This is a genomic window from Mangrovibrevibacter kandeliae, from assembly GCF_024519155.1.
Taxonomy (GTDB): Bacteria; Pseudomonadota; Alphaproteobacteria; order Rhizobiales; family Rhizobiaceae; genus Mangrovibrevibacter; species Mangrovibrevibacter kandeliae.
On sequence record NZ_JANIFJ010000002.1, the window covers coordinates 44,819 to 64,786 of the forward strand.

Sequence of the window (19,968 nt, forward strand, 5' to 3'; positions counted from 1 at the left end):
GCGTCAGTTCGGCGCGCGCCGCCCGTCAGGCGCTGGCGAGCGTCGTCGCACCCGGTGCGGACGAGGCGCTGCCCAGCGCCTGCGACACCGCCTCCACCTCGTCGCTCGAGCCGAACACCAGCGGCGTGCGCTGGTGCAGGTCGCCGGGCACGATGTCGAGGATGCGGCGCAGCCCGTCGGTCGCCTCACCGCCGGCGCCCTCGACGCAGAGCGCCACCGGATTGGCCTCGTAGATCAGCCGCAGCCGCCCCTGCGCATAGCCCTTGCGCGCATCGCCGGGGTAGAGATAGACGCCCCCGCGCAGCAGGATGCGATAGGCGTCGGCCACCATCGAGGCAACCCAGCGCATGTTGAAATTGCGCCCGCGCGGGCCATCCTGGCCGGCGAGAAGGTCGCCGTAATAGGCGCGGAACCGTTCGTCCCAGTGGCGGAAGTTGGAGGCGTTGACGGCGAACTCCTTCGCCTCCGCCGGCAGCGCCAGCCTCACCGGCAGCGCCAGCCACTCCTCCTCGCTCGGCGAGAAGCCGAACACCTGGGTGACGCCGCCGAAATTGGCGACGAGCAGAAGCTGCGGCCCATAGACGAAGAAGCCGCCGGCGAGCTGGTGGCGGCCCGCCTGCAGGAAGGCCGACTTTGGGTCGGCGCGATGGGCGTCCTCGACCGGCAGGACCGAGAAGATGGTGCCGACCGAGACGTTGGTGTCGATGTTGGACGATCCGTCCAGCGGATCGACCGCGAGCGCCAGATCGCCTCCGGCGTTGAGGACGGCGGCCTCGTCCTCCTCCTCGGAGCCGAAGAAGGCCACGCCGGCCGCCTTGGCGGCATCGCGGAAGACGTGGTCGGCGAGGACGTCCAGCGCCTTCTGCACGTCGCCACCGCCGTTGATCGCCTCGGTCGCCTCGCCGAGATCGTCGCCGGAGACCTCGGCAAGCCGGTCGGCGATCAGCACCGCAGCCTCCGCCAGCTCGCGGATCAGAGCCACGAGATCCGGGCGCGTGGCGGCATCGGCTTCAAGGGCGGCATCGAGGGTCGGGAACATCGGCTAACTCCGTCGGGGGCAGGCCGGCAATCTATCGTGCCGCCGGCCGATGGCGAGCCTTATTTGCCGGGCCGATGACGCGGGCATGACGCCGGGCGCCGACGACGGTCCTCTCGGTCTCGTGATCGCGGCGACGGAGCCGACGGCGCCTCGGGCCGTTCCGGCGCCGGACACACACCCCAGGAGTAGCGTCATGAGTGACTGGAGCCTTCCCGACCTCGCCAAGAAGATGAAGGACATCGATTTTGCCATGCTCGGCACGCGCACCGAGGGCGGCGCGCTGGCGAGCCGGCCGATGAGCAACAACCGGGAGGTCGAATACGACGGCGACTCCTTCTTCTTCACCTATGCGCGCTTCCGCACCGTCGGTGACATCGAAAGCGACCCCAACGTCTCGCTCGCGTTCCAGGGCTCCAAAGGCCTGCTTGGTGCGCCGCCCCTGTTCATCGCCGTCGAAGGCACCGGCGAGGTGATCCGGGACAAGGGCGAGTTCAAGGCCCACTGGCACGCCGAGCTCAATCGCTGGTTCGAGCAGGGCGTGGACACGCCCGGCATGGTGCTGATCAAGGTGCACGCCAAGCGCATCCACTACTGGAGCGGCAAGGACGAAGGCGAGATCAAGCTTTAAGGTCTCGCCCGCAGCCTTCCACCGACCGTCTTGGATCAGCGAAGCCGGGGGCAGGTTGCGTCCGGCGCCCTGCCGCGTCAGACTTCGTCCAGGAGCGGCGTCTGCCTTAGCGCCGCCAGATCCTTCGATCCGGTGCAGAAGCAGGCGATGCGCAGTTCCTCGGCGAACACGGCAAGTTCGGCGAGGACGGCCTGCGTGGACGCCTCGGCCGCCCGCAGCAGCCCGGCGGCCTGACCGACGAGATCGGCTCCGAGCCTGAGCGCCTTGGCCGCATCGAGGCCGTTGCGGATGCCACCGGAGCCGATGAGGAGAATATCCGGACACGCCGCCCGCACCTCCCCGATCGCCACTGCCGTCGGAATGCCCCAGTCGGAAAAGGTCAGCGCGATGGCGCGTCCTGCAGCATCGCGGGCGCGCTCCGCCTCGACCGCGGCCCAGGAGGTACCGCCCGCGCCAGCGACGTCGATCGCCGCGACGCCTGCTTCGACGAGGCGACGAGCGACCGCAGCGGAGATGCCCGCGCCGACCTCCTTGACGACCAGCGGTCGCCCGAGGTCCCTTGCCAGCCGCTCGATCTCCCCGAGCACGCCCCGCCAGTCCCGGTCGCCGCCTCGCTGCACCGCCTCCTGCAACGGGTTGAGGTGGAGGATCAGCGCGTCGGCATCGATCATTTCCACCGCGCGGCGCGCCTCGTCCACACCCCAGCCCGCGGCGAGCTGCGCCGCGCCGACATTGCCGAGGATGGGCACGTCCGGCGCACGACGCCGCAGGTCGCGGTCGAGGCCGCCCGTGCCGCGACCTTCGAGCGCCACGCGCTGTGACCCGACGGCGAGCGCCACGCCGCGCTCCTGCGCCGCCTCGGCCAGGCGGATGTTGATCCTCGCCGAGCGATCGGGGCCGCCGGTCATCGAGCTGATCAGGAACGGCAGGCGCAGCGGCCGGCCGAAGAGGCTGGTGGAGAGGTCGATCGCGTCGAGATCGAGCTCCGGCAGGGCGCAGTGGCGGAAGCGGATCCGGTCGAAGCCGGTGGCTGCGCGGGCATGGTCGAGCTTCGGCCGCTGGACGATGTCGAGATGCTCGCCTTTGCGTCCGGCGATGGTGTCGTCAACCTCCTGCGGCACGATATAGTCCTCTTGCGCGGCGGCGATGCCGATCCTGTGATCATGCGGGCACTTGGCCTCACGCCGCCACCGATCAACTATTTGACGTTTATGTGTTGCGGCTCATCTGTCCAGCGGCCGCCGCGGCCGCAAGAGCCCGTGACGGACGTTGGACCTGGAGTAAGCGACGCCCGATGCTGCCGGAACCCAGCCTCGACTTCGCCGCCTATCGTGCGGCCATCGACGCCAAGCTGGTGGCCCTGTCGCCGGCACCGCTGCCGGGTCAGACCGCGTTGCGTCTGGCCTTGCGCGACAGTGTCATCGCACCCGGAAAGCGGTTGCGGCCGTTGATCTGCGTCATCGCTGCGGAGGATCTCGGTGGCCCGAGCGAGCCGGCGCTCGCGGCCGGTTGTGCCGTCGAAATGGTGCATGCGGCATCGCTGGTGCTCGACGACCTTCCCTGCATGGACGACGCCGCGATGCGTCGGGGTCGCCCGGCCACGCATGTGGCGCATGGCGAGGACGTCGCCGTGCTCGCAGCGATCGGAGCCCTCGCCGGTGCCTTCCAGCTCCTCGCGACGCTGCCCGATACGACCGGAGAGCGCCGCGCCGAGGCGGTGGCCGTCCTCTCGGCGGCGGTCGGCGTGAAGGGCTTGGTCGGCGGCCAGTTCGCCGATCTGCGCGGCGGGCGCGAACGCCGGCAGATGAGCGAGATCCGCGTCGCCAACGGCCTGAAGACCGGCGCGCTGTTCCGCGCCTCCGCCGAACTCGGCGGCATTCTCGCCGGCGCCGACCCCGCCGCCCGCGACTGCCTCTGCAGCTTCGGCAGCGAAATCGGCCATGCCTTCCAGCTTTACGACGATCTCCTCGACGCCACGCAGAACCCGGTGCTGCTCGGCAAGGACGTCGGACAGGACGCCGGCAAGTCGACCATCCTCTCGCTGGTGGGCAGTGGGTCGGCCGAGCGGCTGATCGAGCGACATCTCGAGCGCGCCGACGCGCATCTGGCCGAGCTGTTCGGGTCGGCAAGCCGGCTCAGCGCGCTGGTGGCGCAGATCTTCGCGCAGGCCGACCGGACGGTGCGGCAGGCACGCGAGGCGCAGGTCGCCGGCGAAACCGGCCGCGGCGCCGGGCGGCCTTGAGGGATTGGCAGTGCACATGAGCTTCTGGACGAGTTGGCCGGTTCTGGCACTCATCGCGCTCGCTGTCTTCCTCCTGATGGAGGGCGTCGCCTGGGCCGCACACAAGTACATCATGCATGGCTGGGGCTGGGGTTGGCATCGGTCCCACCACGAGCCGCATGACGGCGCCTTCGAGCTGAACGACCTCTATGCCGTCGTCTTTGCAGGCTTTGCCATCGTCTTGTTCTATGTCGGCAGCCAGGGCTACCCGGTGGTGTCGGCCGTCGCGGTTGGGATCACCCTCTACGGGCTGTTCTATTTCATCGTGCATGACGGCCTGGTGCATCAGCGCTGGCCGTTCCGGCACATCCCCAAGCGCGGCTACGCCAAGCGGTTGGTCCAGGCGCACCGGCTGCACCATGCGGTGAGGGGCAAGGCGGACTGCGTGTCCTTCGGCTTCCTCTATGCGCCGCCGGTCGACGGGCTGCGCACCAAGCTGCGGTCGAGCGGCGCGCCGCTCGGCGATCACGGCGCGGTGGAGGACCGCGACCCGGTGCATTGATCGGCGGCCGTCTCCTGTCGGCGCGGCCGGGTCCAGAGCGTCGAGGAGCGCGGCGGGCGGCGCATCGTTCGCGAGCGCAGCGCGAGCCCGAGGCCGCCGACGACGAAGCCGAGCTTCTGCACCTTTGAGGTAGAGACGCGGCTGTCCCAGGCTTCCGGCCCTCGCCGCTTCACCTCGATTCCGATCGCGCGGTAGACGCAGAGCGCCGTCGCCACGGCCCAGGCCGACCGCAGCGGCAGGTCGGCAAGGCCGATCCGGGCGGAGGCGTAGTAGGGCTCGGCCCGGTCGACGAGCCGGGCGGTGAGCCGCGCCAGCGCCGGCCGATGCGGGAGCGCAGCGAGCTCGGATTCCGGGATGCCCGCCTCCGCCAGCCAGTCGAGCGGCAGATAGACGCGAGCGACTTCGGCGTCGTCCACGACGTCCCGGGCGATGTTGGTCAGCTGGAAGGCGAGGCCGAGATCGCACGCACGATCGAGGGTCGCCGGATCGCTCGCACCCATCACCCGCGCCATCATCACCCCGACGACGCCGGCGACATGCCAGCAATAACCGAGCGTGTCGTCGATCGTGGCAAAGCGCCGGCCCTCGACGTCCATGCGGAAGCCCGCGAGATGCTCCAAAGCGAGATCACGCGAGACGGCGTGCCGGCGCACCACCTCCGCCAGCGCCGCGAAGGCGGGCTCGCCCGTGGGGCTGCCGGCGAAGACCGCAGCAGTCTGCGCCTCCAGCACCTCGAGGCGCGCGAGCGCATCCGCACGATCCGCCTCGCCGGTGTCGGCGCACCGACCGCCGTCCGGACGATGCCCATGGTCCTGCCCGTCCACCACGTCGTCACAGTGCCGGCACCAGGCATAGAGCATCACCGCGCTCTCGCGCGTCGGCGGATCGAACAGCTTCGCCGCCGCCGCGAAGCTCTTCGAGCCCCGTTGGATGGTCTCCGCGGCCCGCCGGGCGAGATCGTCCGGCGCGTCCGGCCTCGGCCTGTCGACCGCGAGCGTCACGCCGGCTCGGTCTCGGACAGCCGCGCGTCCTCGATCATCAGCCGTGCCGTCGCCTTGGCCGAACCGACGACGCCGGGCACGCCGGCACCCGGATGCGTGCCGGCGCCGACGAAGTAGAGGTTGCCGATCTGGTCGTCGCGGTTGTGCGGCCGGAAGAAGGCGCTCTGCGTCAGAACCGGATCGAGCGAAAAGGCCGAGCCGAGATGGCTGTTCAGCTCGTCGCGGAAGTCGAAGGGCGTGAAGATGCGGCTCGTCACCAGGTCGCGCCTGAGGTTCGGCATGTAGCGCGCCTCGAGATAGTCGAAGATGCGATCGCGGTAGCGCGGCCCTTCCACCGTCCAGTCGATCGGCGCGTTGCCGAGATGGGGCACCGGCGCCAGCACGTAGTAGCTTCCCGCCCCCGCCGGGGCGAGCGACGGGTCGGTGGCACAGGGCGAGTGGAGATAGAGCGAGAAGTCGCCGGCCAGCGTACGGCCGCTGAAGATCTCCCGGATCAGGTCGCGGTAGCGCGGGCCGAAGCAGACGGTGTGATGCCGGAGACTCTCCTGATGCTTCGACAGGCCGAAATAGATCACGAAGAGCGACATGGAGAACTTGCGCGCCTTCAGGCGTCGCGCCTCGCCGGCGCCGCGCCGCGTGCCCGCGAGCAGCCGGTCATAGGTGTGGACGACATCGGCATTGGACGCGACCATGTCGGCAGCGAAGCGCCGGCCGTCCTGCGTCAGCACAGCGGTGGCGCGGGCGCCGGCCGTCTCGATCCTGGCGACTTCGGCGTCGAGCACGATCCGCCCGCCGAGATCTTCGAAGAGCCTCACCAGGCCCCGAACCAGCGCCCCGGTGCCGCCGCGCGGGAACCAGACGCCCCACTCGCGCTCCAGCGCGTGGATCAACGCGTAGATCGAGGAGGTGGCGAAGGGATTGCCGCCGACGAGCAGCGAGTGGAACGAGAAGGCCTGCCGCAGGTGCTCGTCCTCGATGTATTGCGAGACCTTGGCATAGACGCTGCGCCAGGCCTGCAGCTTGGCGAGCTGCGGTCCGGCCCGCACCATGTCGCGGAAGTGCAGGAAGGGCTCGGCGCCGAGCTTGATGTAGCCCTCCTTGAAGACCGCGCGCGAATAGTCGAGGAAGCGGCGGTAGCCCTCGACGTCGGCCGGGTTGCGCGCGGCGATCTGGCGGTCGAGCTCGGCCTGGTCGTTGGCGTAGTCGAAGTGCGAGCCGTCCTCCCAGCAGAGGCGGTAGAACGGGCTGACGGGCAGAAGCTCGACATAGTCGGCCATGCGCCGGCCGGCGACAGCGAAAAGCTCCTCGAGCGCGGAGGGATCGGTGATGACGGTCGGCCCGGCGTCGAAGACGAAGCCTTCGTCCTCGTAGACATAGGCGCGCCCCCCAGGCTTGTCGCGCTTCTCCAGAAGCGTCACGGCAAGGCCGGCGGCCTGCAGCCGCACGGCGAGCGCGAGCCCGCCAAAGCCCGAACCGATGACGACCGCGCTGCGTCCTGCGTTCACCCGCGCCCCCTTCTCCCAACAAGCACGCCGAGCGCGCGACCGACCGGCACCGGCGGCTTGCCGGCCATGATCCTCAGCCTGTCCGCCCCGCTTAGCGTGGCGGCATAGAAGCGGCCAATCACGGGATCGGGAAGCCGGTGGAAGTGCTCCAGCACCCGGTAGCGCTCGGAGGGCGCGCCGGCCCGGAACAAGAGCCGGTTGAGCAGGCGGAAATAGCCCCGCTCGCGCCAGGCCGTGCGGGCGTGCTCGCGGGTCAGGCGGAACAGCGCCGAGGCGGAGAGATCGGGCGCGGCCGCGATCCGGTCCGCGAGGCGCACGGCGTCGGGAAGCGAGTAACCGGTGGTCGGATGGAACAGGGCTGCGGCCAGCCCGCTGGCCGGCACCCCGTCGCGCTCGGCCCAGAGGGCATCGACGTCGCCGCCGAGCGCGATCGGCAACACGCCCTGCTCCTCCCGCACGAGGTCGGCGACGCGCCAGCCGCGGCCATCGAGATAGGCGCCGATGCGCGTCCGCAGGGCGTCCGCTTCGAGCCCGGCGCCATCGGCGTAGTAGGTGTCCTCGACGAGGAGGCGGGTCGGCGAGAAGGGCAAGAGGTAGATGAAGCGGTAGCCGTCGGCCTGCGGCACGGTGGCGTCCATGATCACTGGCCGGGCAAGGCCGTGCGGCGTGGCGAGCTCGAGCTCCTGGCCGAGAAACTTCTGGAAGCCGAGCGTCAGATGCGGGCTCGGTCGCGCGCCGCGCCCGTCGATGACGGCACCCGCGGCCATGGTCCGGCCATCGGCGAGGGTCACCCCGTCCGGGCGCAGGTCCACGACAGGCGTAACGGTCTCGATCGCATCGCCGAGGGCGCCCTGCAGGACCTCCCGAAAGCGATCGGCGGTGACGCTGGCATAGCCGGTCGCGACCCTCCGGCGTCGGTTCGGGAACACGACCTCGTAGTCCGGCCAGCGATGCACGACGAAGGGCGCGAGCCAGGCATGCTGATCGGGCGTCAGGTCGCCGGCGTGGAAGGACCAGGTGTGCGTGCCGCCGATCGCGGGTGCCGCTTCGAGCACCCGCACGCTCAGCTCCGGCCGCAGCTGCTTCAGGCGGTAGGCGATGACGCCGTTCGCGAGGCCACCGCCGACGAGAAGGAGATCCGGCATCACGAGGCGAGCCTCGCCGAGCCTTCGACGCGGGCGCGGCCAACCGTCGCCTGCTCGACGAGGTCGGCTGCCCGGTGCACGCCTCCGGCCACCGCGATCTCGGCACCGATCGCAGTCGCGCGCCTGCGATAGCCCTCGTCGCCGAGCAGCGCCGCGAGGTGCGCCTCGATCGCTCGCGCGGTCGCCCGCCACCGCGGCAGCGCCGTGCCGACGCCGTGATGGACGACGCGTGCCGCGACGCCCGGCTGGTCGAAGGCCAGCGGGATCACCAGGCTCGGCACCCCGAACTCCAGCGCGTCCATCACCGTATTCAGTCCGCCATGGGTGATGCAGAGGTCGGCACGGGCAAGGACCGCCCGCTGCGGCGCGAAGTCCGTCACCCAGGTCGCGCCGACCGCTTCCGCCTGCCGTGCATCGAGCCCGCCGCAATGGGCGACGAGGAGCTGCGCCCCGCGGCGGCGGCAGGCGGTCGCGATCGCCCGGAACAGGGCGAGGCGGTGACCCTGCAGCGTGCCGAGCGAGGCGAAGACGAAGGGGCGGGCGGGATCGAGCGGCAGATCGAGGCGCGTCTGCCGGCCCCCGCTCCGGATCGGCCCGACCGCATGCAGGGGGCCCGGATTCTGCCGCGGCAGATCGAAGCCCGGCACGGTCTGCGCGATGCGCAGCACCGGCGACAGGCAGTCGGCGAGACTGTCCATCGCCGGCAGTCCGAAGCGCTCTGCCCAGGCGGCGATCGTCCGGCGTTGCCGTGCGAGAAGAAGCCTCGCCACCCGCTCGCCGCCGCGGTTGCGCCGCAGGCCGCGCTCGCTCGGGTCGTAGGGCCAGTCGAGGAACGGTGGCGGGAGCGCCGGCTCGGGATCGATCGGAAGCGCCGCGGCCAGCGAAATCAGCGGCAGGCCGAGATGGCGGGCGAGAAGGCCGGCCGCCGGCTCCATCTGGTCGCCGATCACCGCTTCGGCGCCGATCCCACGCAGAACTTCGGCTCCGTCGCGGCAGAGGGCATCGGTCATCGCCGCCGTGTCGGCGACGGTGCGCAGGATGCCGAACGGGCCCGAGGGATTTTCCGCATGGCGCGCCACCGCCGCCACCGTGCGCGCTCCGGCTGCCGCGCCCACTCCACGCACCGTCGTCGCGGGCGACTGCACCAGCCGCTCGGCACCATCGTTCAGCACGAAGGTCAGGCGGTGACCGCGGCGCGCCAGCTCCTCGGCCAGCGCCTCGAAGAGGCGCACATGGCTGAAGAAGGGCGGGCAGATCAGGGCGAAGTGCGTCATCGGGCTCCGGCAGCGCGTGGCGAATCGGCGGAACCGATGCGCGATCGATGCTTTAGCTAGAGCACATGTGCCCTGCGTCTCCCGCCCTGCCCGTCGCGACCGTCCCGATCCCGAAGTCAGTCAGCCGGCCCGCCGGCGCGCAAGCCTGTCGTTCGCTCTGGTTCCTCGTGGACCGCAGACGGTGAGCCTGCGGCTTTCAGATCGGACCGCGTCGGCAGCCGGCGCGGACCCCGTCACGTGCGCCCGATCTCGTCGGAGCCCTTTGCCGGAGCGATTGGCGGCGCAGCTCGTCCTGGCGGCCGGGCTGCTGATCGTGATGATGCTGGGCCTGCGGGCGATCGGGCGCCCCTGGACCTGCCCCTGCGGAACGATCCGGCTGTGGCAGCCGGACCCGCTGCGAAGCTCGCAGCAACTGGCGGACTGGTATTCGCTGCTGCACGTCAGCTTCGGGCTGGGGGTGTGCGCGGTGCTCCACCGCTTCGCACCCCGCTGGCCCTTCGGCGCCGCGGTGCTGACGGCGCTTGCCTCGAGTGCGGTGTGGGAGATCGTCGAAAACCTGCCGCTGGTGATCCGGCTCTTCGTGCCGCCGGGCGGTGCGCCGCCCTACGGCGGCGACACCGTCCTCAACTCGCTCGGCGACACCGCCTTCGTGATCGTCGGAACGCTTCTCGGTGCACGGCTGAGAACGACCGGCGTGCTGCTCCTCGTCCTCCTGATCGACCTCACCGTGAGCCTGGCGATCGATGACGGCATCCTGCTGGGCGGGCTGCGGCTGATCGGCCTGCGGATCTGAGGGCCGGTTCGTCACGTCGGCAGCGCGCGAGAGCGTCGAGGCCCGGCACGCTCCACCGCAAGGCGATAAGGCGCGCGACCCCGATCACATGCGACGCTGCCGGCCAGCGCGCCCCGCCGTCGCCGACATCGGCACGGACGCCCTTCTCCCGGACGGTCTGGATCATCGGGCTGATCAGCCGCTGGCGACAGAGGTCATGCACCTGCGGCGGGCGGAGGTCTCCGGAGGCGTTCGGCCGAGGTCGCGCGCGAACGGCCGGATGGCGCGCCTCAGCCAGGCTCCGGCAACAAGCCCCTGAGAAGCGGGGCATGCCCGGCGAGGCTGGCGGACATGAACTCGGTGAACAGCCTGACCCGCTTGGTCTTGCGTGTCTCGCCCTGCGTGAGAAGCCAGAGCGTTCCGTACATGTGCAGTTCGGTGCCGGGCACCCGCGCGAGGCGCGGCTCGGCATCGCCGATGAAGCAAGGCAGCGTCGTCATGCCCAGCCCCTGCAGCACGGCCGCGATCTGCGCCTCGCCGTCCGACACCCTGAACGGGATCTCGGCCGCGCGAACCTCGCCCGCGTGAGCCCAGTCCGGGACTCCATGCATGCTGATGACGATCCAGCGGAGGGGATCGGCGGCACCCGCACGCAGCGCGGCCAGCCGCTCGCGCGACAGGTACACGCCGCCGAACACCTCCGGCCCCTTGCGGCCGTGCAGATGGACCGGCAGGGTCTTGCGGTCATAGACGACGCGGATCGCGACGTCGGCATCCCGATTGGTCAGGTTGGCGAGGTCCCCGGATGAGGCGACGTCCAGCTCGATCTCCGGATGGCGCTGCGCGAACGCGGCGAAGTCCGGCATCAGCAGGCGGGTTGCCAGCGTCGGTGCCAGCGTCACGCGCAAAAGCCCGCGCACGGTCTGGTCGCGCCCGAAGACGCGCGTCTCCAGCTGGTGCGACGACGCCTCCATAGCGCCGGCGAGATCCAGGACCTCCTCCCCCGCCGGAGTGAGGCGGTATCCGAAGGGCAGCCTCTCGAACATGAGGGCGCCGAGCGTCTCCTCCAGCTGGGCGACGCGCCGCAGCACGGTCGAGTGGTTCACCTCGAGGCGCTCGGCAGCAGCCCGCACCGAGCCTGCACGCGCGACGGCCAGAAAATAGCGAACGTCGTCCCAGTTCATCATCGTGGACTCCGGTACCGCCGAGGTGCGCGATTGGAAGTGACCTCGCCACATCCTTGACCGCCGATAGCACAGGCCGCCGGAGCGGCCCATTTTTGACCGCCTGCGCGCGGGTTCCCGCGTCTCACGCCCCCGCCAAGCGACAACGAGGCTCCGCGCGGACGGCCCCTGGATCTGGAAAGCACCGCGTCGCGGCCTTGCCGTCGAGGATGCTCGACCCGCGAGGCAGGCCAGCGCACCAGCGCCGTCCTGCAGGGGTGCTGCCAGACAGGCCGCAGCATGCTAGACGGCGCGCCTGCCGAGGACGGGTCCACGCTGCACGTCGCATCTGAGGGAAAGCAAATGGTCGACATCTCCGTCGAAACACCGCAACAAACCGAACGCCGTCTGCGGCGGGCCATCGCCGAGGCGACCCTGGACGTCATGGACGGTAGCTGGTGCTTCCGCGAGTTTGCGCCTGCCGACTTCCCGGGCGCGGCTTCGCCCGACGCTCTGGCTCTCATCCGGGACGAGGACGGCTGGAGCCAGCTCGTGCCGGCATCGGACGACGCGGGCGAGACATTCGGCCTGTTCGGCTTTCACTTCCCGAACGGGCAGGACAACAGCGGCTTCGTCGGGTGGCTGGCGACCCATCTGAAGACCCGCTTCGGCACCGGCGTGTTCGTGGTGTGCGGCTACAACGCGGCGCGGGGCGGCATCTACGACTACTGGGGATGCCCGTCGTCGCTGGCCGAAGCGGTGTTTGCCGAAATCCGTCTCCTGAACGGTCGCGCCGGCTAGAAGGGGCCGGCATGCGCTGCCGGGGACCCGCGTCGGCTTGGTGCGCGCGGGAGCCGTCCGGCGCCCGGGCCGGCACGGGCCAGCAGCGCGCGGACCGGTGGAGGCCGACGCCGTCGCGGCCCTCGATCGGCTCGTTCAGCGATCCGGACCGTCGCTGCGCTCCGGATCGCGGCCGAACGCCGTCACGACCGTGTCGATGAAGCTGCGCAGCCGAGGAAGCTGCGGCCGGCGCGGCATGAACATCAGGTACATCGGACGCGAGGGCGCCTGGTAGTCGGCCAGGATCGGCAGCAGCCGCCCCGCGGCGAGCGCCTCGCCAAGCACCGCCTCCGGCTGCAGCACGATCCCCTGCCCATCGAGCGCGGCGGCGACCAAGGCGCGTCCATCGTTGATCTGGAAGCGACTTTCAATCCGGATCGGATGGGCCATGCCGTTCTTGCTGAATACCCATTCGGCGTAGGGACGGCCGGAGAAGTTGAGATAGGCGAGGCACGTGTGGTCGCGGAGCTCTTCCGGCGTGGTCGGAGCGCCGTGTGCCGCGAGATAGGCGGGTGATGCGCAGGCGACCTGCCGATGGTCCATCAGGCGGCGAGCCGCGAGCGAGGAGTTGGGGATCGGCCCTAGGCGGATCACCGCGTCGTAGCCTTCATCCACGATGTCGACGTAGCGGTCGGTCAGCGTCAGCTCGACCTCCATCATCGGATGGTCGCGCAGGTAACGCGTGACCATGGGTGCCAGTCGGCACGCCCCGAAGCCGATCGGCGCGCTCACCCGCAGTCGTCCGCGAGGCGTCTCGCTCATGTCCTGCACCAGAGCGTCCGCCGCCGCCGCCTCCGACAGAATGGCCCGGCAGCGGGCGTAAAACAGATGCCCGATGTCGGTGAGGCTCTGCCGCCGGGTGGTTCGGCGCAGCAGCGTGGTGCCCAGCCGACCCTCCAGCGCCGCGACATGCTTGCCGACCATCTGCGCCGACATTCCGAGGGTCTTCGATGCCGCCGCAAACGACCCGGCGTCGACCGCCCGGACAAACACCTCCATGCTGTCCAGCCGGTCCATACTGCAAACTCCTGGTTTCTACTGACCCTCTTAAGTTGCCGATTATACCTGTTCCGTGCCCGAGTATATCGACCGTCTCGAGCCCCGGCCTTCACAGGGGCAGCAAAGGAGGCACTCCATGCCCGAGACGATCCGCGTCGGCATCATCGGCGCCAGTGCGAGCGGTGGCTGGGCCCGCGAATCCCACGTTCCGGCCGTGCAGCGGCTGGACGGCCTGGAACTCGCTGCCGTCGCGACCAGCAGTATCGAGACCGCGGAGGCGGCGGCCGCGGCCTTCGGTGCCCCGAAGGCCTATGGCAGCGGGGCGGAGCTCATCGGCGATCCGGACATCGATCTCGTGACCGTGGCGACGCGCGTCCCCGACCATCGTGCGCTGGTGCTCGCTGCGGCAGCCCAAGGCAAGCACGTCTACTGCGAATGGCCGCTCGGGCGCGGGCTCGCCGAGGCCGAGGTCATGGCCCTGGCGGCGCGGCAGGGCGGGGTTCACACGGCGATCGGCCTGCAGCTTCGCGCGTCGCCGGCCGTCAAGCGTGCGCAGGACCTGATCTCCAGCGGCGCCGTCGGACGCGTGCTCGGCCTGAACGTCGTCTCGGCGACGGAGGGCTTCGGCCCCCGCGTTCCCGAAGCCTTCCTCTATCTCGAGGAGCCCGAGGCCTTCGCGAACCTCGTGACGATCCAGGGCGCGCATACGCTCGACCTGGCGATTGCCCTCGGCGGCGCGCTGACAAGCGCCAGCGCTCTGACAACCGCACAGTTCCCGCAGATCCAGGCGGGCGAGACCGGCGAAAGACGCTCGCGCGCGACCTTCGATCATCTGCTGGTGCAGGGCCGCCTCGCCGGCCGGAGCACCCTGGGCCTTGAGGTCGCCGGCGGCCGAGCCGGCGGATTGCCGTTCCGGGTGGAGGTGTCCGGTGAGGCGGGCGTGCTGCGTCTGGAGGGCGGCGCGCCGCGCGGCGCCCAGTCGAGCGTCCTCACGCTGTCGCTGAACGGCGAGCCGCAGGCGGTCGACGGCCCCGCACCGGGCCCGCTGCCGCAGACCGCGGTGAACGTCGCGGGCGTCTATGCCGAACTGCGGGACGACATCCTGGGCGGCACATGGTCCTGCCCGGGCTTCGATCATGCGGTGAGCCTCACCCGCCTGGTCGAGGATCTGTTCGAGTCCTCCCGCTCGGGCACCCGGCGCGAGGCGTCCGGCTGGCCGACAGCCTGACGCCGCTCGGCTCGTCCATCTCGCCTTGCCCGTGCAGGGTCTCTTCCACAGACAGGAGTCCACCCATGCGAAAGCTCGTCAGCCTTGCCGCCGCTGCTCTGATCGCAATGGTCAGCACCGCCGCGCGCGCCGAACCGCCCGCAGCGGAGGTGCGCCTCTACACCCTCGATTGCGGCCGGATCGACTTCGACGACCTCAAGGTCTTCTCCGACACGGGCGAGCATGACGGCGAGAGCGGGGTCTTGCCGGTCTCCTGCTTCCTCATCCGTCACGGCGACGACTGGCTGCTGTGGGACGCCGGGCTCGGCGACGAAATCGCCGCAAGTCCTACGGGCCGCGTCGTGGTCGGCCTGCACTTCCGGGTTCCGCGGACGCTGGTGTCCCAGCTTGCCGAACTCGGCCTGAAACCGGACGACATCCACTATGTGGGACTGTCCCACCTGCACGCCGATCACAGCGGCAACGTCGCGCTCTTCCCGCATGCGACCTTCCTGATCGCGCCGGCCGAACTGCAATGGGCGAGCGGGACGCCGACGCCGGACGGCGTTCTGGCGGACCGCGTGGCGGCGGTCCGCCGCAGCCGCATCCAGCCGGTGCCGGGCGATCTTGACCTGTTCGGCGACGGGACGGTCCGGCTTCTGACCACGCCCGGCCATACGCCCGGCCACCACAGCCTGCTTGTCCGGCTCCAGAAGGCCGGGACGATCCTGATCTCGGGCGATGCCGCCCATTCGAGGCTCAACTACGAGAACGAGCTCGTGCCGCTCGGCAATGTCAGCCGGGCCGAGACCATCGCCTCGATCGAGCGGCTCAAGGGGCTCGCGGCCCACTTCCATGCACGCGTCATCATCGAGCACGCCGCGGACGTCTTCGACACCACCCCACGCCTGCCGGCGTATCTGGACTAGGGCGTCAGGCGGCAGCGGAGGCGTCGCGAGCGGCGATGCACCCGCGCGGCGGCTGTCGGACACGCCACCGGCGATGCGCTGCCCCGGGCCGACCGGTGACCGACGGCGAGACCGGGCCTCGTCGCGACCCGGCTCATCTCGAGCGCGACCCGGGGCGAGGCGCATCACGAGGACAGCCGCAGGACCGTCCGGGGCCCGCGGCATCGGTGCTAGCCAAGACCCTTGCTGCGGAGCCAGTCGCGGAGGGCCTGGACCAGTTCCTCCTTGCGTTCGAGCGGCAGCCAGTGCCCGGACGGCAGGGTCACCATGGTGAGGTCCGGGCAGGCCTCCCGCATCGGATCGCCCTGGCGATTGCCGGTGATGGTGCAGATCTGGTCGAACGTGCCGTTGACGAAGAGCACCGGCTGCAGGACCCGCCCGCCGTCGCGCGCCTCGAGGGCGAAGGCGATGTTGGCCTCGTCGTTCATGTACCACGCGCAGGACGGACGGAAGCCGGTCGCATCGAAGCTCTGGACCAGAACCTCGAAATCGGCCGGAGGCCAGAGGGCCGGATCGGGCTCGGTCGGCGGTGCGCGATGGGCGGCGCCGAAGCGGCCGCCCTTCTGCGTGACTATGGCGTTCGGCGAGGCCGTGCTGAGGCCTGCGGGATCACCGGGTTGGAAGATCGACGCCAGCGACGCGGCCTTGTCTGCATCGAGATCGGCGACGGCTTGATCGAAGTGCCGGGTGTAGTAGCGGTAGTAGTCCCACTGGCCGTCCGGATACCGGTCGGCGGGATAGATCGCCCGATCGACCAGGGGCACAAGCGTGCGAAGCGCGTGGCCGGCCGGCTGATAGGCGAGCGAGACGAGCGCCAGGGCGCGACTGCGTTCGGGCCGATGCGCGACGAGCTGCGCGGCGACGACCGCGCCCCAGTCGTGGCCGACCCAGATGGCGGGCCCACCGCCCAGATGGTCATGCAGGTCTGCCATGTCCGTCACGATCGCCTCCATCGTGTAGGCGTCGGTGGCGGCGGGCGCGGAGGAGCCGCCGAATCCGCGCAGATCGGGCGCGATGCAGCGCCATCCCTCGGCAGCGAAAGCCTCCATCTGGGCGCGCCACATCAGGCCGATACCCGGCCAGCCGTGCACGAAGATCATCAGCGCTCCGTCGGCCGGCCCGCACTCGTGGTAGCGCGTCGTCTGGCGGGGCGTGGTGAAGGTGCGGGACGTTGGCATGCAGGATGATCCATTCGCATTGGCACAGGGCGGGAGGGCGGCTGCGCAAGGTCCAGCGCCGCCGATGGACCATCGATCAGGCGACGTCAGGACAATGAACGCGCGGCCGTGCTGGCCGTCCTCGGATGCCGGATCGGACACTGCCGGCGGCGAAGACGTCGGCGCGGCGCCACGTGCACGAAGGCGGGACAGCGGCTCCGGCGCGCCCACGGCTAGACGAGGTGCTGCTGGAAGAAGGCGCTGAGCGTGTCGACCGCGTCTTCGACATAGGGGCTCTTGTCATACATGTCGTAATGGCCGGCGCCCTCGACGACATGGAAGCCGTGCCGGTTGTTGGCGCGTTCGAAGAGCGTCTGACCGTCGGCGTAGGAGAAGGTGGCGCCGAGGCGGCCCGCCACGATCACCTGCACCGGCTGCGTCAACAACTCGCCGACGAGATGGAAGGCGTCGAAGCCGAGCATCGGGCCGAGGCTGGTGAAGTAGCGTCGATTGGTGGAGTGTTCGCTGTACCCGCGCGGCGTGCGGTAGAACTCCACGGCATCGAGGACGTCGCGATCGGTGATGCCGGCCGCATGCGCCGCCTCGATCGTGTCCGGGATCCACGCCTCCCGCCTTGGCGCTCCGCCCCGTGCCTCGGCGGTGCGCTGGCGCCCCACCGCTTCGAGCATCTGGCGGAGAGCATCGGGTGTGCGGCCGCTCTGACGACGCGCCCGCCCGATGTTCACGGGCACCACCGTTCCGAGCGCCTTGACGCGATGCTCGGTGAGCGCCGCGCTGACGGCATAGCCGCCTCCGGCGCAGATGCCGAGCAGGCCGACCCGCTCCTCGGCCACGAAAGGCAAGGTCATCAGGAAATCCACGGCACAGCGGATATCCTCGACCCGCGTCGCCGGGTCCTCCAGATCGCGGGGCTCGCCGCCGCTCTGCCCCTGGTAGGACGGATCGAAGGCGAGGGTGACGAAGCCGCGTTCGGTGAGCCGCGTGGCGTAGTTCGCCGCGATCTGCTCCTTCACGCTGCTCCCCGGCGTGGCGATCACGAGCGCGGCATAGGCCTGATGTCCGTCGTAGCCATCGGGCACGCGGAGTGCGCCGGCGATGTCGATCGCCCCGTTCCTGAACGACACGTCCCGTACCCGATCTGTCACCACCCTGCTCCCACCGCTCGCCATCGCCGCACTGTCGACGCGGCCCCTGCCGACGCTGGCTCGACCGGCCGAGGCCGGCCAGTTCGGCATCGTGCCGCGCCGTGCCGGCAGTTCGTGCAACAGACAGGTCGTATGCCTCCCGCGCCGCAGGATCTACCCTTCGATCAGCGCCGGCAGGACGACGTTGCGCGGCATGTCGAGCCCCTGGTCGTGCAGGTAGGTCGCAAGATCGAGGGAGTTGTCCGCGACGTCCCAGTGGGTGACGAGGCCGTCCCGGAGCCGGAGCAGGAACGTCTCGACGGATGTTCCGCTTCGCCCCGTCGGCGCAATGCCCCAGAACGGGCCGCCGTCGTGCGTCCAGTGCAGGTTGACCGTCACCAGGCCGCGGTCGCCGGCGACGTAGTGATCGATCAGGTCGGTGCGGGGACGAAAGGCGGTGATGAAGGCCTGGTTGAACGCCTTCAGCTTGTCGCGCCCGACGACGCCGCGCCCTGCCGGGCTGTTGGCCTCAACGTCCGGGTGGATGACCGCGTCCCACCGGTCGAGTTCGTCGCGGGCGTAGCCCTTGTAGATTTCGAGAGTGATCTTCGAAGCATCAGGCGTCATGGGAGGTTGGTCCTTGTTTGCGGGGCGCGCCTTCGACGACGTCTGCCGGCTTCGGGTTGAGCGTTGCGCGGACCTCGTCTCCCGACATCCCGGTGTCGTAGACGGCGGTGCCGACGTCGAAGCGAAGGGCTTGATCGAGTCCGCCGACCGGAACGGGATCGAAGCCGGCGTCGAGCACGAGCCGGCTGGCGACGTCGAGCGCGTCCGCATCGTCCGAGGCCAGCGGGATCCCGATGCGGGGCCCGACGCGGTGAGCGCCCGTGGCGAGCGTTCCGTCCCAGACCGTGCTGAAGGCGCGCACCATCCGCACGCCGGGAAACCACTTGCGCAGGAAGGCACCCGTCCCCTCGCCGGACTGCAGGACGTCGGCAGCCATCCCGCCGTCCCGCCTGAGGTTCGGGTTGCCGGTCTCGAGCACGACCTTCCCCGCCAGCGCGTCGCGCTTCGCCTGGCCGAACTCCGGCAGGGCGCCGAACGGAATGGAGAGGAGAAGGACGTCGCCATGCGCGATCGCCGCGTCGGGCGTGCCGCGCCTGGCAGGACCGCCGAGCGACGCGACGAGATCGTCCAGCGTCTCGGGATGGCGCGAGGAGAACAGAACGTCGTGGCCGGCGCGCGACCACAGGGTTCCGATGAGGCCGCCGATATGGCCGGAGCCGATGATGCCGATCTTCATGCGAAGTCTCTTCTTGTTCTGGAGCGCGGCGGCCGCGTCGGCACAGCGGACCTGTGTCGGCTCGCCCGCACCGTCCGTCCGTCAGAGGGTGGTCACCGACCCGCCGTCGACGCGGAGGTTGGCGCCGGTGATGAACGAGGCGTTCTCGGAGGCGAGAAACACGACGGCTGCGGCGACGTCCTCCGGCGTGCACGGCCGACCGAGCCCGATGTTGGGGCGGAAGGCGCTGAGGAAGTGCGCCGCCAACCCGTCGGGCGGAACGGCCTCGGCGCCGTCCTGCTGGGACAGCACGTCACGAAGGATCGGCGTGTCGACATAGGCCGGAGACACGACGTTCACGAGGACGCCCCTGTCGGCATAGGCCTTGGCGAGCCCCTTCGACAGGACGTTCAGCGCGCCCTTGGCGGCACCGTACTCGATCGCGATCGGATCCGGCTGCATGCCGCTTTCGGACGAGATGTTGATGATCCGTCCCCAGCCCCGCTCGGCCATGCCGGGAGCCAGCGCCCGGGCGACCCGCACGGCGGACAGGACGTTGAGGTCGAAGGTCGCCTGCCAGTCGTCGTCGGGCACCTCCTCGAAGGGTCGGAACAGGCCGCCCGTCGAGGATCGCAGGCCGCCGGCGTTGTTGACGGCGATGTCGATCGGCCCCAGTGCCCGTTCGGCCGCGCGAATGGCGGCAGACAGGCTGTCGGCGTTCGTCACGTCGCCGACGGCGGCGAACGCGCCCTTGCCGAGACTGTCGACGACGCCCGCCAGCCTCCCCTCGTCGCGCGCGAGGAGCGCGACCTTGACCCCCTCGCGGTGAAGCGCGCGGGCAATCCCCTCGCCGATGCCTTGGCTCGCTCCCGTGACCAGCGCGACCCGGCCTGTGAGATGGGTGTCCATGATGCGTTCCTTGAGATGCTCGACGCCACGAGGGCGTGCGCTGTGTCAAGGCGGGAGATGGGCCCGCGCAACGCCGCCCGTCAGAGGGTCCAGACTCCTGGCTTTCGTTCCCGGAAGTCAGTAATGCGCTGGAGTGGGTGAGCCTCGCCAA

The 19,968-nt window shown here is 70.3% G+C and carries 19 protein-coding genes and 1 pseudogene; 7 read left to right on the plus strand and 13 right to left on the minus strand.

Going from position 1 to position 19,968, the window contains the following annotated elements; translation table 11 throughout:
- Positions 1–25 precede the first annotated feature (25 nt).
- Positions 26–1,039 (minus strand): class 1 fructose-bisphosphatase, encoded by a 1,014-nt coding sequence (locus tag NPA30_RS06525; protein ID WP_256801637.1) that lies wholly within the window; start codon positions 1,037–1,039, stop codon positions 26–28.
- 193 nt (positions 1,040–1,232) lie between these two features.
- On the opposite strand from NPA30_RS06525, the gene NPA30_RS06530 reads away from it, so the two are divergent.
- The gene (locus NPA30_RS06530; RefSeq protein WP_256801639.1) at positions 1,233–1,667 is read left to right on the plus strand and encodes a pyridoxamine 5'-phosphate oxidase family protein; all 435 of its coding nucleotides are present in this window, start codon (positions 1,233–1,235) and stop codon (positions 1,665–1,667) included.
- Between the two features lie 77 nt (positions 1,668–1,744).
- On the opposite strand, the gene fni is transcribed toward NPA30_RS06530, so the two are convergent.
- Positions 1,745–2,788 (minus strand): type 2 isopentenyl-diphosphate Delta-isomerase, encoded by a 1,044-nt coding sequence (fni, locus tag NPA30_RS06535; protein WP_256801645.1) that lies wholly within the window; start codon positions 2,786–2,788, stop codon positions 1,745–1,747.
- A 173-nt stretch (positions 2,789–2,961) separates the two neighbouring features.
- On the opposite strand from fni, the gene NPA30_RS06540 reads away from it, so the two are divergent.
- Complete coding sequence (locus tag NPA30_RS06540; RefSeq protein ID WP_256801646.1) at positions 2,962–3,909, plus strand: polyprenyl synthetase family protein; 948 nt, start codon at positions 2,962–2,964, stop codon at positions 3,907–3,909.
- A 16-nt stretch (positions 3,910–3,925) separates the two neighbouring features.
- Positions 3,926–4,450, plus strand: coding sequence for a sterol desaturase family protein (locus NPA30_RS06545; RefSeq protein WP_256801650.1), 525 nt, complete (start codon positions 3,926–3,928; stop codon positions 4,448–4,450).
- Here NPA30_RS06545 and NPA30_RS06550 read toward each other — a convergent pair.
- From NPA30_RS06550 to NPA30_RS06565, 4 genes are read right to left on the minus strand one after another with little or no spacing between them, the layout of a single operon-like run.
- Positions 4,414–5,451, minus strand: coding sequence for a phytoene/squalene synthase family protein (locus NPA30_RS06550; protein ID WP_256801652.1), 1,038 nt, complete (start codon positions 5,449–5,451; stop codon positions 4,414–4,416). The two genes, NPA30_RS06545 and NPA30_RS06550, sit on opposite strands and share 37 nt — an antisense overlap.
- Positions 5,448–6,956 carry a phytoene desaturase gene (locus NPA30_RS06555; protein ID WP_256801653.1) on the minus strand — a complete coding sequence of 503 codons (1,509 nt, stop codon included), beginning with the start codon at positions 6,954–6,956 and terminating at the stop codon, positions 5,448–5,450. Before NPA30_RS06555 ends, NPA30_RS06550 begins: the two co-directional genes overlap by 4 nt.
- Positions 6,953–8,101, minus strand: a complete 1,149-nt coding sequence (crtY, locus tag NPA30_RS06560) for a lycopene beta-cyclase CrtY (RefSeq protein WP_256801655.1) — start codon at positions 8,099–8,101, stop codon at positions 6,953–6,955. The genes NPA30_RS06555 and crtY overlap by 4 nt, the downstream gene beginning before the upstream one ends.
- A complete protein-coding gene (locus tag NPA30_RS06565) occupies positions 8,101–9,375 on the minus strand; it encodes a glycosyltransferase (protein WP_256801656.1) in 1,275 nt (424 codons plus the stop codon). The genes crtY and NPA30_RS06565 overlap by 1 nt, the downstream gene beginning before the upstream one ends.
- A gap of 262 nt (positions 9,376–9,637) precedes the next feature.
- Here NPA30_RS06565 and NPA30_RS06570 point away from each other — a divergent pair, with 262 nt between their 5' ends.
- Positions 9,638–10,168, plus strand: a complete 531-nt coding sequence (locus tag NPA30_RS06570) for a DUF2585 family protein (RefSeq protein ID WP_256801657.1) — start codon at positions 9,638–9,640, stop codon at positions 10,166–10,168.
- Between the two features lie 269 nt (positions 10,169–10,437).
- On the opposite strand, the gene NPA30_RS06575 is transcribed toward NPA30_RS06570, so the two are convergent.
- Positions 10,438–11,334, minus strand: a complete 897-nt coding sequence (locus NPA30_RS06575) for a LysR family transcriptional regulator (protein ID WP_256802391.1) — start codon at positions 11,332–11,334, stop codon at positions 10,438–10,440.
- 339 nt (positions 11,335–11,673) lie between these two features.
- Here NPA30_RS06575 and NPA30_RS06580 point away from each other — a divergent pair, with 339 nt between their 5' ends.
- On the plus strand, positions 11,674–12,111 hold the full coding sequence (locus NPA30_RS06580; RefSeq protein WP_256801659.1) for a DUF6196 family protein: 438 nt from the start codon (positions 11,674–11,676) through the stop codon (positions 12,109–12,111).
- Positions 12,112–12,246: 135 nt separating this feature from the next.
- Here NPA30_RS06580 and NPA30_RS06585 read toward each other — a convergent pair whose 3' ends face one another.
- Positions 12,247–13,167: a LysR substrate-binding domain-containing protein gene (locus tag NPA30_RS06585; protein ID WP_256801661.1), complete on the minus strand. Its 921-nt coding sequence runs from the start codon at positions 13,165–13,167 to the stop codon at positions 12,247–12,249.
- Between the two features lie 118 nt (positions 13,168–13,285).
- Here NPA30_RS06585 and NPA30_RS06590 point away from each other — a divergent pair, with 118 nt between their 5' ends.
- Complete coding sequence (locus NPA30_RS06590) at positions 13,286–14,377, plus strand: Gfo/Idh/MocA family protein (protein WP_256801663.1); 1,092 nt, start codon at positions 13,286–13,288, stop codon at positions 14,375–14,377.
- 65 nt (positions 14,378–14,442) lie between these two features.
- Complete coding sequence (locus NPA30_RS06595; RefSeq protein WP_256801664.1) at positions 14,443–15,285, plus strand: N-acyl homoserine lactonase family protein; 843 nt, start codon at positions 14,443–14,445, stop codon at positions 15,283–15,285.
- Between the two features lie 209 nt (positions 15,286–15,494).
- On the opposite strand, the gene NPA30_RS06600 is transcribed toward NPA30_RS06595, so the two are convergent.
- From NPA30_RS06600 to NPA30_RS06620, 5 genes and pseudogenes are all read right to left on the minus strand, one after another.
- Positions 15,495–16,502: an alpha/beta fold hydrolase gene (locus NPA30_RS06600; RefSeq protein WP_256801665.1), complete on the minus strand. Its 1,008-nt coding sequence runs from the start codon at positions 16,500–16,502 to the stop codon at positions 15,495–15,497.
- A 212-nt stretch (positions 16,503–16,714) separates the two neighbouring features.
- Positions 16,715–17,647 (minus strand): alpha/beta hydrolase, encoded by a 933-nt coding sequence (locus NPA30_RS06605; RefSeq protein WP_256801667.1) that lies wholly within the window; start codon positions 17,645–17,647, stop codon positions 16,715–16,717.
- A gap of 153 nt (positions 17,648–17,800) precedes the next feature.
- On the minus strand, positions 17,801–18,253 hold the full coding sequence (locus tag NPA30_RS06610) for an ester cyclase (protein WP_256801668.1): 453 nt from the start codon (positions 18,251–18,253) through the stop codon (positions 17,801–17,803).
- Positions 18,243–18,932, minus strand: a pseudogene (locus NPA30_RS06615) (NADPH-dependent F420 reductase); the annotation flags it as partial. The pseudogene NPA30_RS06615 and the gene NPA30_RS06610, both read right to left, overlap by 11 nt.
- A 78-nt stretch (positions 18,933–19,010) precedes the next feature.
- Entirely contained in the window at positions 19,011–19,817 is an 807-nt protein-coding gene (locus NPA30_RS06620) for an SDR family NAD(P)-dependent oxidoreductase (RefSeq protein ID WP_256801670.1), read from the minus strand.
- Between the last annotated feature and the right edge of the window lie 151 nt (positions 19,818–19,968).

Coding starts and splice junctions, on each gene's coding strand:
- NPA30_RS06525 (WP_256801637.1), bottom strand. CDS start 1,039: ATGTTCCCGACCCTCGATGCCGCCCTTGAAGCCGATGCCGCCACGCGC.
- NPA30_RS06530 (WP_256801639.1), top strand. CDS start 1,233: ATGAGTGACTGGAGCCTTCCCGACCTCGCCAAGAAGATGAAGGACATC.
- NPA30_RS06540 (WP_256801646.1), top strand. CDS start 2,962: ATGCTGCCGGAACCCAGCCTCGACTTCGCCGCCTATCGTGCGGCCATC.
- NPA30_RS06545 (WP_256801650.1), top strand. CDS start 3,926: ATGAGCTTCTGGACGAGTTGGCCGGTTCTGGCACTCATCGCGCTCGCT.
- crtY (WP_256801655.1), bottom strand. CDS start 8,101: ATGCCGGATCTCCTTCTCGTCGGCGGTGGCCTCGCGAACGGCGTCATC.
- NPA30_RS06565 (WP_256801656.1), bottom strand. CDS start 9,375: ATGACGCACTTCGCCCTGATCTGCCCGCCCTTCTTCAGCCATGTGCGC.
- NPA30_RS06575 (WP_256802391.1), bottom strand. CDS start 11,334: ATGATGAACTGGGACGACGTTCGCTATTTTCTGGCCGTCGCGCGTGCA.
- NPA30_RS06580 (WP_256801659.1), top strand. CDS start 11,674: ATGGTCGACATCTCCGTCGAAACACCGCAACAAACCGAACGCCGTCTG.
- NPA30_RS06585 (WP_256801661.1), bottom strand. CDS start 13,167: ATGGACCGGCTGGACAGCATGGAGGTGTTTGTCCGGGCGGTCGACGCC.
- NPA30_RS06590 (WP_256801663.1), top strand. CDS start 13,286: ATGCCCGAGACGATCCGCGTCGGCATCATCGGCGCCAGTGCGAGCGGT.
- NPA30_RS06595 (WP_256801664.1), top strand. CDS start 14,443: ATGCGAAAGCTCGTCAGCCTTGCCGCCGCTGCTCTGATCGCAATGGTC.
- NPA30_RS06600 (WP_256801665.1), bottom strand. CDS start 16,502: ATGCCAACGTCCCGCACCTTCACCACGCCCCGCCAGACGACGCGCTAC.
- NPA30_RS06610 (WP_256801668.1), bottom strand. CDS start 18,253: ATGACGCCTGATGCTTCGAAGATCACTCTCGAAATCTACAAGGGCTAC.
- NPA30_RS06620 (WP_256801670.1), bottom strand. CDS start 19,817: ATGGACACCCATCTCACAGGCCGGGTCGCGCTGGTCACGGGAGCGAGC.